Source organism: Litoreibacter janthinus (assembly GCF_900111945.1).
GTDB classification, from domain to species: Bacteria; Pseudomonadota; Alphaproteobacteria; order Rhodobacterales; family Rhodobacteraceae; genus Litoreibacter; species Litoreibacter janthinus.
This window is the reverse complement of the sequence record NZ_FOYO01000003.1, coordinates 1-14166: the sequence shown is the minus strand read 5'-3', so window position 1 is coordinate 14166 and position 14166 is coordinate 1. Positions and strand designations below refer to the sequence as shown.

General features: G+C 60.8%; 9 protein-coding genes. All 9 read right to left on the bottom strand.

Features of this window, described 5'->3' with window-relative positions:
- Positions 1-4 precede the first annotated feature (4 nt).
- Positions 5-787, bottom strand: a complete 783-nt coding sequence (locus BM352_RS18385) for a PP2C family protein-serine/threonine phosphatase (RefSeq protein ID WP_090220619.1) — start codon at positions 785-787, stop codon at positions 5-7.
- Positions 788-890: 103 nt separating this feature from the next.
- Complete coding sequence (tagF, locus tag BM352_RS18380; protein WP_090220617.1) at positions 891-1889, bottom strand: type VI secretion system-associated protein TagF; 999 nt, start codon at positions 1887-1889, stop codon at positions 891-893.
- An 8-nt stretch (positions 1890-1897) separates the two neighbouring features.
- Positions 1898-5623, bottom strand: a complete 3726-nt coding sequence (gene tssM / locus BM352_RS18375) for a type VI secretion system membrane subunit TssM (RefSeq protein ID WP_090220611.1) — start codon at positions 5621-5623, stop codon at positions 1898-1900.
- On the bottom strand, positions 5623-7257 hold the full coding sequence (gene tssL, locus BM352_RS18370) for a type VI secretion system protein TssL, long form (RefSeq protein ID WP_090220608.1): 1635 nt from the start codon (positions 7255-7257) through the stop codon (positions 5623-5625). Before tssL ends, tssM begins: the two co-directional genes overlap by 1 nt.
- On the bottom strand, positions 7257-8591 hold the full coding sequence (gene tssK / locus BM352_RS18365) for a type VI secretion system baseplate subunit TssK (RefSeq protein WP_090220606.1): 1335 nt from the start codon (positions 8589-8591) through the stop codon (positions 7257-7259). Before tssK ends, tssL begins: the two co-directional genes overlap by 1 nt.
- Positions 8592-8745: 154 nt before the next feature.
- A complete protein-coding gene (locus BM352_RS18360) occupies positions 8746-10143 on the bottom strand; it encodes a T6SS phospholipase effector Tle1-like catalytic domain-containing protein (protein ID WP_090220604.1) in 1398 nt (465 codons plus the stop codon).
- On the bottom strand, positions 10144-10779 hold the full coding sequence (locus BM352_RS18355) for a hypothetical protein (RefSeq protein ID WP_090220602.1): 636 nt from the start codon (positions 10777-10779) through the stop codon (positions 10144-10146).
- Entirely contained in the window at positions 10776-11873 is a 1098-nt protein-coding gene (locus BM352_RS18350) for a DUF4123 domain-containing protein (RefSeq protein ID WP_090220599.1), read from the bottom strand. Before BM352_RS18350 ends, BM352_RS18355 begins: the two co-directional genes overlap by 4 nt.
- A 4-nt stretch (positions 11874-11877) precedes the next feature.
- On the bottom strand, positions 11878-14166 hold a 2289-nt coding region (locus tag BM352_RS18345; protein WP_139229876.1), incomplete at its 5' end, for a beta strand repeat-containing protein.

Sequence of the window (14166 nt, the reverse complement as noted above, 5' to 3'; positions counted from 1 at the left end):
GCGCTTAAAATCCTTGGGTCCAGTCCAGCGGGTCACTCGCGACCGCAGGCTCCTGCTGGCGGGCACTACACCGGACAACGATTACCGTGACATTGTCGCGTGCGCCACGTGACAATGTGGTTTGTATCAGGGCGTCACAGGCGGCTTGCGGCTCGTGGCTGGCCAAAACGCTGGCCATCTCTTGATCCTCTACATGTTCCGTCAACCCGTCCGAGCACAGCAAGAAAGTGTCGCCCGCCTGCAGGCTGCCAAACGTCTCGTCAGTATTGGGCCGGCTCGACACTCCAATCGCGCGCGTGATGACATTCTTGCGCGGCCAGTGCTCGGCCTGTTCGGCATTGATCGCGCCAGAGTTTAGAAGCTCCTGCACCTCGGTATGATCAATCGTGACCTGACGATACTCACCGTCGCGCAAAAGATAGATACGGCTGTCGCCGGACCAGATGCAGGCAAACAAATCCTCGTGCACCAGAAGCGCCACCAGCGTTGCGCCAATCGTCGCGCCACCAAGGGCTTGCGATTGCTCGACGATCACATCATGGGCACGGGTAAGGCGCTCCATAAAACGCGCTTGCAGATCGGGGGCAGATGCAGGGCGACCAATCGATGATATCCGCTCGACAATCGCTTGCGACGCGAAGTCACCGGCCTCGTGGCCACCCATGCCGTCGGCGACCACCCAAACCCCGCTTTCGGGCTTAGACAGATAACTGTCCTCGTTATGGTCACGCACGACGCCGGTGTCGCTGCCTGCGCCTGTCTCGAAGATAAATTGGCCCGTCCCCATGACGACTCCTGCTTAAAATGCGGTGCTCGCAAAATGCGGCCCCTTGCCCTGCGCCGGTGCTGCGGCGTCCCCCAGGGCCGGGGCATGCTAGTATTTGAACAGCCTAGTCTTTTTCCGCCTCGTCTGCCAAGGCGTCCTTTGCCTCTTCCGCATGCTCAGCCTCGATTACGTCTACCCGGTTGCCCCCGTCACTGAACGGAGATTGCGGGCCGTCTTCTTCGGTCTCTTCTATCACTGGCTCATAAAGAGCTTTCGGGACAGGGCGCGCTCCCTCCCCCGACCACCACGGATCAGAGGTTGGGACGATCGACGGCTCCCCCTCAAACTCGCCCTGCGCCTCCGCAACGGCGCTGTCGAATACTTCATCAGGCTCCGGTACGTCTTCAAGCGCCGCTACCTCTTCTGGAATTGGCGCGGGAGTTGGTTCGGGTTCGGGCGCTGGCTCGTCTGCGGCGTTGCCCGCCAGAAGCCATTGGAACACCGCCGCATCGGGCCAGCCTTCGGTCGCGTGAAACGTCGCCGTGCGGGATGGGTCACCCGCACTCCACCAATAGCTGCGCCGCGCCACGGCCCGCCGATGGTCTGTGGCCGCGACATTGGCCATCATCGCTTCAACTGCACCAGCGTGGTGAACGGCCCAAAATCCAGCCTCCCCGCCTTCAAACGGATCAGGTAAGGCGGCGGTGGGAAGGTTCAGCATCTCAGCCAGTTCCGCAGCGGTTTGCGGCGTGTCATGCTCCAGCATCAGGGTCTGCAAGGCCTCGTACCACCGCTGCTCAGGAACAAGCGTAGGGGGCGGCATTTGCGCGCCTTCGACGAGCGCAATCAACGGGAAACGGCGTCCGACCTTGTCGTGACTGAACACCATGACACCCGCCACAGGCCCGCCGACCGCAGCGGGCACGACACCCTCTCCTAGCCAGAACCGCAATGGCAATGCGATGTCATAGAACGGCTGCCAGACATCCCCAAGATTGTCACGAACGCGCGGAAGGACCGCGCCCATCCACTCCTCCAAAGCGACCTGCATCGGCTTGGACATGCCCGCGCCAATGAAATCCCCGAAGGAGGGGTGCTTGCCAAAGATGCCTGTCTTGCCCATCAGTCAGATCACAGCCCTTGCGGGCATTTGAACTCGGACAACTCGCGGAGCGTGAACGGGTTATAGAGTGCATTCACCCGAACCGAGTAGCTCACATAACGTCCGCCGATGGTGTAGCGCACCTGCGTCGCATCCCCCTGCTGACGTGGGGAGCCCGCGCGAATGAACTGCATAAACGCCCACGGTCCTTGGTCAAACTGCATGGAGCTTTGACGCCCGTTCAATCCCGGCAGGAATTGCAGCGTGGTTGATGATCCGGCGGACGGCCATTTGACTGTTTGCGGCACGTTGCCGACCTGACGGGTGGTGATGACTTGCCCGTTCACTTCCAGCACTGCTTGGCGAACTTGGTCATGTGCGGACTCTTGGCTGACAGTCACTTCCAACTCAGGGTTGGATCCGCCTGCCGGGAAGAAGGCGTCTTTGATCCGTGCGGCACGCTGGAACTGCTTTAGCGTTCCTAGGCTCAACCGGTCACCGAGCTGACTTTCAGAAGACCATTTCCAATCCCCGCCCGATTGATCCGCATGAGGGCTCAGATGTTGCAGGAAGAAGCGGTCCATCACCCCGTCCGGCGCGAAGACCCGCGCGAACTGCGCCATCGGCACTTGGCGCGAGGTCGGACCGTTGAACGGATAACGCCCCGTGACGATGTCGTTGCACACACGGGTCACTTGGTTTGTCAGGTCTTGGTTGAGCTGCGCAATCGTGGTGTTGGCGGCGTCGCCTTCGAAATCTTCCACGGCCTCGTTGACCATCCGTGCCAAAGGCGTTGGCAAACGCGATGCGGTCGAACGCAGAATGCCGATCTGAACCGGAAGCTGGGCTGCGGCTTGCGTAGCGTTGAAGCCTGCCGCAATTACCAAGTTCTGTTGCACCTGCCCCAGATTGCCCAGAAGTGCATCAATCGGGCGCCCTGTTCCGGCGGAACCTGCTTCCAGCAAAGCGTGCCATTCAGCAAACTGCGCCTCAATCGCAGCGCCGGGGATCAACGCCTGCGCCTCGCCACCACCGGTGCCCGCGACACCTGCGCGACGTTGCGATTTGTTGCCACCTAAGGCTGCGGTCAGACCGATCCGTGTCAGACCATTTGTGCGGTTGATGATCCGGTTACGGATCTGGTTCGCCGCCTGTGCGCCCGCCTCGGAATTGGCCAGACCGTTCACAGCCCCCGCAACATCTGCGCCCGCGCCTGCAAAATCCAGGCCTTCGTTCGGGTCAACCGTCAGTCTGGTTTCGCGGCTGACCGCCTCCACCAGTTTCAACAACGGAGATGTTGTTGGCGATGACGCCGCGGCCAAGGACGCATAGGCGGGTTTGTCGGCGGACATCGGGGCCAGTTTCAACTGGTTCAACAGGCCTTCCCACGCCGATAGGTAGTCCTCGCGGTATTTGGCCAGAAGCGCGCGGCCCAATCCGCTAAGCTGCGCGTTCACATTGGCGGTCTCGGCGTAGTCGCCCATGACCCATTGTTCGCGGTCCAGCTTGCCTGCGACTTCGCTCAGCTGATCAAGGAAGAAGTCTTGGAACCCGTCATAGGTGTAGAGGGCTTCGATCCCCAACTCCCCCAGATCGGAGCCGTCCACTGTCTCGAACACCAGATAGGCATCCGGCCCGACGCGGTCCACAAGGTTGAAGCTTTGCACGCCAGAGAACTCCGATGTGGCCTTGATCAGCGCATAGGCCTGATCGGCCACAGACATACGGGCAAGGATGCGTTCGCCCGCATCCACCAGCTCGCTGTCCAGATCAACGCGCACATCGCGGGTGCCGTCCATTTCCAGCATCGCAAGCAGATGCGCTTCTAGGTCTTGGCGCGTCGCACGGTTCGTAGGTCCGGGGTAAAGATTGTTGAAGTCCTCACGGAACCAGCCACGGACCAGATCATCTTCGGGTGCAGGGGCCACGCCACCCAACAACTTGTAGACCTTCAGACCTTCGTAAATGGCAAGTGTCTCGTTGGTTTGGACAAACTGCGCCAGCTGCTCTTCCAGTCTTAAAACCAGACGCGGGCGGAACATCCGCTCCAAGCCGTCGGCATAGGAGGCCCGTGATGCGGTTTGCAACTGCTCGCGGCGAGACAGGCCGAAGCCCTCGAAGATGCCGTGATCGTCGTCCCCGCCTGCGGCAACTGCATCCAGTTCGCCATCACCATCCGTGTCGATTTGCTCCGGCACCTCTTGCGTCGACGCGTAGCCCGTTGGCATGTCCCGCAGCAATTGCAGATAGCCGGAGATCGTCTGGAAGTCGGTGTCGTCCACGACGACCTCCGACAATTCCTCGCGCGCCGCCAACTCGTAGTCCGACATTGCCGCCTGAGCCGACCTCACCAGCGAGGTATTCGCCCAATAGGAATAGCCCCATGCGCCCAACAACCCCAGCGTCGCCAATCCGACAATCGTAAAGCCCGCGTAACGCAGGCCCGTCGCACGGTTCACCGCTTTGCGGTCATAGGTCACCCAACCTTGCTCAGGGAAAATGACCTGTTTCAGCAAGTCATGCAGGAAGAAGCTTTTGCCTTTGCCCGACATAAAGCCGCCTGCCATCGCGGGGTCTGCCCCAAAGCTGCGACCCATGGCCCCCAGCACTTGGTCGATCGGTGTTCCCTCTTGGGTGCCCGATGAAAAGTAAAAACCGCGCAACAGCGCGTTGGTCTTGTAGCGGGTCGGCTCGAACACTTGGCCAAGGAAGGACGCAATGTTGTCGCGCATCATTGCCATCTGACCCGGAAGTCCGAAGATCGCGATGCGGTTCACACCATCCGGCTCTTCACTCAGACGGTCCATAACCTCGTCCGACAGCCGCGCGACCAAGGCGTCAAACTCTTCGCCAACTTGGGTGTGGGTTTGTTCGCTGCGGCTCTTGGTTTGGAAGGTGGTGCCCCAAACCTTTTTGCGACGCGACGCGCTGAAGCTGGAGAAGTACTCGCGGAAACCGGCCACAAGGTCAGCCTTGGTGAACAGCACATAGACAGGGAAGTCGATCTTCAGCGTCTCGTGGATTTCCGCCAACCGCGCCCGCACCACTTCCGCGTGACGCGTCAGGGAGGCAGGGTCGCCATTCATAATATCCTCGACCGAGAAGGCGAGGATGACACCGTTGATCGGCTGTTTGGTGCGCCCGCGTTTCAGCAGTTCAAGGAAGCTCTGCCACGACGATTTGTCCGCCTCCGCGTCGCTGTCCTGAGAGGTATAGCGCCCCGCGGTATCGATCATCACCGCCTCTTCGGCGAACCACCAGTCGCAATAGCGCGTGCCGCCAAAGCCTTCCATCGCAGCGCCCGATTTCTCCGCCAGCGGGAACTTGATGCCGGAGTTTAGCAGCGCTGTGGTCTTGCCCGCACCCGGTGGGCCGATGATCACATACCACGGCAAATCATACAGGTAGCTTTTGCCGCCCGACGCTTTCAACGTGGCCAAGGCCTCCGTCATACGCTCGCTTAGCACCGCGCCGTCGCCCGTAGGCTCGTCGGGGATCAGGGCGTCTTCCAACTCTTGTGCACCCTTGCGCGCACGGCGCCAGCGGACGAGCCAGATAATCCCGAAGATCAACAACACCCCTGCGATGATGCCGATGCGCACCCAGATGGAAGCAAAGGGGCGTGTTTCCCCGAAGCCCAGCAGCGGGCCGCCGAACCAGACCACCAACCCGAACAGGATGAAGGACAGGATGGTCAGCGGAATACGCATCCAAGGTTTTTTGAAGAAACGGCCAATGGCGACGAAGTAACGCATTACTGAAGCGTCTCCTCACGTTGAATCATAATTTCCACGCGCCGGTTCTGCGCGCGACCTTCGCTGGTCGCGTTGTCGGCGATGGGGTCCACCTCGCCCGCGCCTTCGATCTGCAACCGACCGGGCGCTGACAAGGCGTCGCCCAGCACGCTGCCCACAGATTTGGCCCGTGCCTCAGACAGCTCTTGGTTGGTCTTAAAGCGGCCCCTGCCCGACATCGGGATGTTGTCAGTGTAGCCCACCACACGAACTGGCCCCGGCTCGTCATCCAAAGCCTTGGCGACCTCCACAGCGATCAGCGAGAATTCCGGTTTCACATCAGCGGAGCCGGACCCGAACAGCACAAGGTTGTTGACCCGCACGAAGATGTAATCGCCCTTGGTATCCACTGCGACGCTGCCATCCCCGATCTGGGTCTTCAGTTTCTCGCGAATTTCATCCAGTTGGGAGGTCGTGATCTCGGGCGGAATGTAAGGTGTGAAGGCTTGGGCGCGTTGCAGGCCAACCAGCTCTTCGGGGTGGATGTCCAGCAAGCGAGCCACAACACTGGAGCTGTCATTCGAAATCAGCATGTTCAGCGTCAGGTAGACCCCCAGCAGCAAGGCTGCTGCGGCAGATGCGACGATCCATAACGGGTTGGCTCCGAACCGCTTGCGCTTACCCAATTCAACCGGTGTCCAGCGCACGGCGATATCCTCGTCAGGGCGGGCATGGACGCGGCGCAGACTTTCGTAGATCGATGCACGGATACGCGCCAATTCCTGCGCTCCACCCGGTGCGGTGCGATACTTGCCCTCGAACCCGAGGCTCAGGCACATCAGCATAAGCTCCAGCACATTGAAGCGTTGCGCGGGGGCCTGCATGGCTTTGTCGATCTCTTCGAAGAAACCGACGCCAGAGGTCCGCACGTTATAGAACCGCGCAACCATTGAGTACTGAATCCAGATGTCGCGGTCCGTGCCCGGAATGTTTTGGACGATGTCATCCGCTGTCCCGCACAAACAATAGCGCGCCACATCCGCTTCGTGACTGTCGACCCCTGCGGCCAGACAATTCGCGTGAAACGCTTCCATCTCTCGGGTGACGTGCTCCATCAACGGGACGGCGTCCATTTCCACCATCTGAGTCCGCAGGCGGCCAAAAAGGATCAGCAGGTTGGCAGCGGCCGCCACGATCGGGTTGCTTGGCCCGCCCTTGCCCAACCCTGTCGCGCGCAAGGCTTCGTGCAGCGCGATCTTGGGGCCGGTGTGGATCACCTGCTCGGGCTGTTGGCTTTGCATGGTCGGGAAGAAGCCGTCTTGGCTGGCGCCACCAATCCCCGATCCCGGCGCAGGCGTGCTGGACGGGCTTGGGGCACCGCCGCTCATCCAGGCGTCGGCCGCGTTCTGACTTGTGCCAAACCCACCTTGAGGCGGTTGCGGTGAATAGGGTGCTGCGGGCGGTGGCGTCTGGGGCAACGCCCCACCGATTACCGTGCGCTGGCCGCCTCCTGCGGGCGGCGTCGGGCGCGGTGCCGAAGGGGGCTGCTGCAATCCGGGAGGTGGCGAAGCCGGTCGTCCCGCTGACAAGTTCCGCAGTTCTTCGGCGGTGGGCAGTTTGCCCCCGATGACTGTCTTGTCCTTGTCATTTGCCATTAGGCTTTCTCCGCAATCGCCCAGAGTTCAAGCTTCAGGTCCGGCCAGTCGCCCGCAAAGTGCATGGCCAGTGCCGGGGCCGTCGAAAACTCGCGCCACATGGGCGTGTTCTTGTCGAGGATAAAATAGACATTGGTCGACACCGCACGGATCTGGCGTGGCGGTGTCGGCGTATGCCGCAGCTCTATACCCGGAAGGTTGTTGTTAACGATCTCGTTCATGCGGGTGTTGGGGCCCACTTTACACAGCTCGGGGAACTGCTGCTGAATCTGCGTCAACGATTTGGAGGACGTTACCTCGATCACAAAGGTCGCCTCGCGGAACAGGTTCCGGTCCATGACTTCCGCGATGTAGGAGTTCTGGCGCACCATCCGCAAATCAAGCCGCGTCGCACGGCCCACATCACGGCTCAGCAGCCGCTGAATATCGCGCACGATCGGGGTGAAGGTTTCCTTCGGATTGTCGTGGTCGTAAGCCGGATATTCCTGCGCCATCCGCTTGTCATTGTCGAAGGTCCACAACTCGCCAACAAGGCGCAGCAACTCGACATAAAGCCGCTCTGGATGGACGTAGCGGGAATTGCGCAGATGACGCAGCCCGCCGATTTCGCGGTTCAACAGCAGCAGCATGAAGTAATCGGTGGCCTGCAAACCCCCGCCTGCACTTGGGTCGGCAGCATAGCGCGCCAGCCCTTCCTGCTTGGTCTCGACCCAGCCGATCACGCGGTCCAGCCAGCCGGTCATCACCGGATGCGCACCAACCACCATGGCGGGCGGGGCAAAGGTGTCATCCATCGAAATCACGCCGTCACGCACCTCTTGGATGCGGCCGATCTGCATACATTGATAGCCGGGCTTCGGGGTTTTGCGAATGTCGATCTCAAGCCGCGGTTGCGCCAGCTCGATGTCTTGCTCCAGCCGCATGGCCGAGGCACTGTCCGCCACCATTTCGTTGCCCAGCACATAGCGGGTCGCGGCGGTGGTCTCGGTATCAGGGGCAAGCTCCCGCCCGTTCATTGCGGCATCCGGCAAGGTGAGCCAGACCGCCATCCCGTCAGCTTTCTCCGGCACGTCTTTCGGAGTCGGCAGAGCGTTGATGTTGGGCGCATCAAACGGCATCCCGTCCGGCATAATCCCAACGGCAGAACGCAGCCCGATCCGGCCTTGCTGCGCCATGTCGCGGTCCAGCTTCAGTTCCGCCAAGCCCCAAGGGTAAGGGGTAATCGTACGGGTGCGGTTATCGACCAGTTTTTCAAGGTAGCGATCCTGCTGTTGCAGGTGGTGGGGCTGAAGGAACAAGCCCTCTTTCCAGGCTACTTTGCTATACCAAGACATCTATTTCCCAACTTGCCGTCAATTCGCGCCATCAAGGGACGCGCACACAAAACCGAAGGCTCGGCTGACGCCGAGTAAATTCCCTGTATGAACAATGCGGTGTGAGGGTCAGACGGTCAAGGGCCGCAGACCGAGGATCACCTTTATTTCACGGCTACTTGGCCAGACCCGCCTGATTGCGATGGATCGTCCGGCGACGCCCTGCCCCTTCGCGCATCGGCGCGCCGATAATCGGGTAGACGTCGTTATAGTTGGCCGAATGGTGAGTGTAGTTACGTTTCTTGATAGCCGCGCTTGCACCTTCCAACCCGGCTGGGATGGCGTAATCGCCTGATGTCGGCAGCGCATTCATAGGCACGTCCGACGCCACGGCCTTCTCGTACATCTTCTTCAACGCAATCCGCGAAAGTTCGTGGCGCACCCAAGGACGTTTGAGCCGCGTTTGAACTTTCCAAGTATAATAGGTGCTGCCGGGCGAGAACATGCTTCCCGGAACATGCACAAGCTCGATCCCGTCCGGCTGTATGTCCCAAGCGGTTGGCACATCCGCAGGTGTGATCCACCCCTCCGCAACAAAGACCGCCGCATCCGCCATCGCCCGCGAACGCAGCAATGCAACGCGCTGTGTTTGCTGTGTTTGGGCTGCCGCGCGTGAGGTTGCCATGCCCGTATCCGGTAGCTTGATCACCGGCTCTTCTCGGAAATTCTGGTGATAGCCGCCGCCAACATCGGAGTGAACGCCGGGCAAACGCTCAACCTCGCCACCGCCGGGCTGGTTGTCATTCAAGCTGAAGCTATGGCGGATTTCGTCATTCGCGGTCAGGTGGAAAATCGTATCCGCCGAGCCGGAGTTCAGGTGCACATTCACGTCTTGGTTGTTTGCGTCATTGGCATTGGTGCCAATCGCCGCAACGGTGTCGAAAATGCCAACAAACCGCAGGCGTACATTGCGGCCTTCCGGAAGGCGCGCGTGAATGTCGTTGAACAGGCCCCACCGGGAGTAATCCAGCTGGCCCGCGTTGAAACCGTTGACGAAGTGCCGCGCCGCGGCCGCCCCGCGCGAGAAGCCGAACACATCCAGCACGATTTCTTCCGGCTCGATACCCGGCGACAGGCGGTTGATGATCTGCCCTACGTCAAGCGCCGCACGGATCACGCGGTTCTCGACGCCCCGCTCTCCCACGCCCATGGCCATGCCCCAAAGATCGTCCTCTTCATCGTTGGACGTCCCGATGCCTTGAACATAAAGCCGCGAGTAGCGCTTGGCGTAACCGCCGCAAGCATTGCGCTCGTCATACTGGTCGCCGCCGGGGTAGTAGAGCTCTTTGAGCAAAGACACGTTGGATCGTGCATTCGCGAAACTGCCCTCGGTTCCCCCCACCTGTGCATTGCGCTCGTTGTTACCGGTGCCGTCGAAGAAAACCCCGATCTCCAGAATAACCTTCGGGCAGGTCTGCACGACATTTCCGGCTTGCCCTTGTGTGAACAGCGCCGCCATGTCCGGTGCCGCCATCTCGTTGATCTGCTGAGGAGTCATGCCGCCATCTGCCATTTATGCCCCCTCCACCGTGCAATTGCTTTCAAGGTCCGGCACGGCCATCCATTGGTCGCGGCGGTCAATCAGCCGACCTAGTCCCGGTATCTCATTGACCCGCAATCCATAATTCTGGTCTCGGCTCGGCGTGCGCTGCCCGCAAACCCGCGTCACTTCGCGCCCGTTATGCTGGCCGCTTTTGGGGTCCGGTTCCGCATTGGTGAACAGCATGAACTCGCCGTTTCGGCCATACACGAACGTCATATATGCCGTAACGCCGACCACGTCTTCGACATGCAATTCGCCCCAAGGTACGCTGACATCCGCCTTATAGGCGCGTCCGGTCTCAATCTCTGTCCATTCTGTGTGCACGTCGACGATTTGGTCGTCTTCGCTTTCCCACGGCAAGTCGGTCAGTGTGTGGCCGCCCCCGCGCGGGTTCAACCAGCTGCTCGAGGCAAGTGTCGGGAACGCACCCATGGTCTTGCCGTTGATCGTCAGCCCGTCGATCATAATCGGTGTGCTTTGATGCGCGGCATCGTTGAAGGTCAGGTTGGTTGGCCGGCTTTCACCAAATATGCCCATCGCAAATGCGCCGCCTGTCAGCGCTATCCCAAACACCGCGGCGCGCGCTATGGCAAACAGACCCCTCATGCACCCGCTCCCTGCATATGTTGCTCCGCTGCCAGAACGGTAGGCGGGAGTGCATTCATGCGGTCACGCAGAGCCTCGACCTTGCGGGCCTCGCGGGTCTCGGACAGACAAATTTTGCGAAGCTGGTCTTCGGGGTCTTTTTGTTCAAAGCCCGGCCCGTAGAAAACTTCCCAGCACGCCAGCAGATACAAATGGTCCAGTTGCTTGATCCCGGCAGGCATCATCCGGTCAAACAGGCCCCGCACGCGGCGGAACACAAGGTCCTCGGCGCGGTCTTCGTCCAGATGCTCCCCGAAGGTTTTTTCGATCCGGCGGGCAACCTCTTCCATGTCACGCTCGAGACGCGCGCTGGCAATCGCGCCCACCTCGCCCGCCGTTAGTGTAAACGGTTTGCCATCTTGGCTGCGTGGGCGGATGTAGTTCTCCGGTTCTGCCTCAATCTCGGTCAAGCGCCACTTGGCAGGACGGTTCTCGAGCAAGAACATCCGGTCGATGCGCGCACCTTCACGGCAAAACCAATGCGCCACGCGCTCTGCATCCTCTTTTATATAGCCCAGATAGGCCGCCATCGGGGCCGGTTCCCAGAAGCGGAAATAGTAGGTTTTGCCGGTCTCGTATTTCATCCGGTAGAAGCGCCGCCAATGCCGCCATACGGCGTCAAAGTCGGGGCTGGCGCGGAACAAAATGCCCGGCTCGAACCGCGCAATATTCCACGGGGTGTCTTCGCCATCCAGATGGGTGAACAGCAACCGTGTCAGCGTGTCGACTTCGGACAGCACAACCAGCCACGGGGCCACGTCGCCGTATTCTTCTTCGGCGTCCCCCTTGAACAAGCAGCGATGCGGGATCACCGCATCCTCAAGCAAGATCTGCAAATTCTCGATCTTGCTCGCGTCCAAGATGGCGTAGAGAACCGTTTCGGTATCGTCGGGCGGGAAGATCACATCATGCAACGCGGCAGGCACAGACAAGCGCGGGTGCACCCCAAGCTGGCTGTCGAGAAGCTCGACGCAATCGTGGACTGTCAGCTTCAACCCCGGACCGGGGGCCCCCGGTCCGGCCGGGGGCACGCCAGAAGCGGACCCGTCTGCCATCGGCTTAGAACTGCAACCGCAGCTGTGCTGTCACGCCGTAGCTGTTCACGGAACCCGAGAACCGGCCGTCAGCCCGCACGGATGCGTTCAGCTGTTTGGCTGCACCGAACTTACCCTCGTCGAGGATTTTCACGTAGTTCACGCCCATGCTCAGCTCGCCATATGCCCCGAGGTTCTCGGAGGTCAGGTTCTGCGTCGCACCGCCAGCATCCGTGTAGACCGACCGGCGCTCTTTGCCGAAGTCGTTATAGTAGGTGCCGGTTGCGAACACGTTGGTCGCCGACGTGCCATCCGCTCCGAAGAACGTCTTGGCCAGTGTGCCGCCCAGGAAGCCGATCGCCGTGGTGCTGTCTTGCGTTTGCAAGGTCGCGCCGTCTGTGAAGGTCAGCGTTGCCGCTTTGGTTTGCGTGATGCCGAAGCCCGCAGTTGGCACGAAGGTCCAGCCCTCTTGCTGCAGCGGGAAGGCATAGCTTACCGCACCGGAGACGGTGAAGGCTGTCGTCTTCAGCTTGGAGGCGTTCAGACCCAAACCGGACCCCGGGATCACCGCAGTGTTGGTGAACTCGTATTCGGTCTGCTCGGTGCGCACCTGAAGGTCAGCCGACAACGCGCCTTTGGCCGCTGCGAGGTAGAGGCCCGCATAGGTCTGGCGGAAGTCGCCGTCGGTGATCGACGTAACGGTGTTGGTCACCTGAGTTGCGTTGTTCTGGTTCACAGCAAACACTGGCTGCGAGGTGGTCCCTTGGTTGACACCCATGATGCCACCGAATGCCAGATCCCAGCCACCGAAGGTGCCGTTGAAGCAACCCCAGTCACCGCCGATTTGCAGGCCATAGTATTTGGCATCAATCGTCGACGAGATGTTGGAGACCGAGTTCGCAGTCGAACCGCTCACTTCTGCGGAACCGCCCACGAAGCGACCCCATGCACCGCTGCCACAGCTGTCATCATCCTCATACGCAAGGCCGGAGACGAACGGGCTGGAAGGCCGGTTGATCACGGTGCCGATCAGGGATTGTGTCAGAACCACGTTACCCGCGATTGCGCCAATACCCGGGTTTGGCTGTGCCGCAAGGCTCAGATCGCCCGTGCCGCTCTGGATCAGACCGTAGACCACCTGCCCGCCCGAAGGTGGCAAGCCGGTTGCACCGAAGCTGTAGCTGTTGCCGCCCGCGAAGGCGTCATCCACATCAAACACCAGCACGGCTGGGTCCGCGATGGACGGAACCCCTGCTGCGGTGATGTTGAAGTTCAGCACATAGTCGCCAGTGGTCGCCCCACCGACTACCAAAACGGTGTCGCTGTTCAAGCCACCCGGTGCCGCGCTGTCAAGGTTGGCGTCCAGATTGAAGATACCCGAACCGCTCATCCCGCCATTCACAGTCACCTGATCCGCGGTGGAGCCGTTGCTCATCTCTACAGTGCCATTGTTGACCAAACCGCCAGAGCCGACAGTGAAGCCGCCTGTGGTGGTGATCGTGCCGCTGTTGGTCAGACCGCCGTTGAACGTACCCGCGTTGGACACAACATTCGCCGCGGCGTTGTTGAAGCCGCCGTTGACGATACCCTCTACATTCACCACGCCAGCGCTTGCGTCATTCGTGACGCCCGTGCCTGTGGTCAGAGTCTCGCCCGCTGCGACGTCGAACGTGCCGCCGCCGGTGTTGGTCATGCCGCCAGTTACAGCCAGTGTGCCCGCGATGTCGAAGGCGCTGCTGTTGGTGACATTACCCCCCACAGTGCCCGACACAGTTGCCGTGCCCGTGTTGGTCAGATCACCGCCAATGGCGTTGCTGCTGGTCAGCGTGCCCGCGTTGGTCACTGCACCGGTGATGGTGCCAGTATTAACCGACGTCGTGCCTGCCGCAGTCGTGACATTGCCACCGATGGTCATTTGGTTATCCAAAGTGCCGCCGTTGATGGTCACATCATTCACGACAGAGCCACCGCTGATCGTGGTGTCACCCGCACTTTGCGTCACACTGTCGACCGCGCCCGCAATGACATTCAGGTCATCCGCGTTTGTGATCGCGCCGGTTGTGCCGGCGTTGACATTGACCGTGCCTGCCTGGTTGTCGACCGTCGCCAGCACACCGGATGTATCCAGCGTGCCGCCGTTGTTCACGGTTGCACCCGTCACTGCGCCAGTGGCGCTAACAGTTGCCGTGGCGGTGTTGGTCAGCGCGGCAAGCGTGCCATCTGCTGTCAGCGTGCCGGAGTTCGTCACCGCACCCGCCATCGCGCCTGCATCTACAGCCGCTGTGCCCGTGTTGGTGATCGCGCCCGCAGTGCC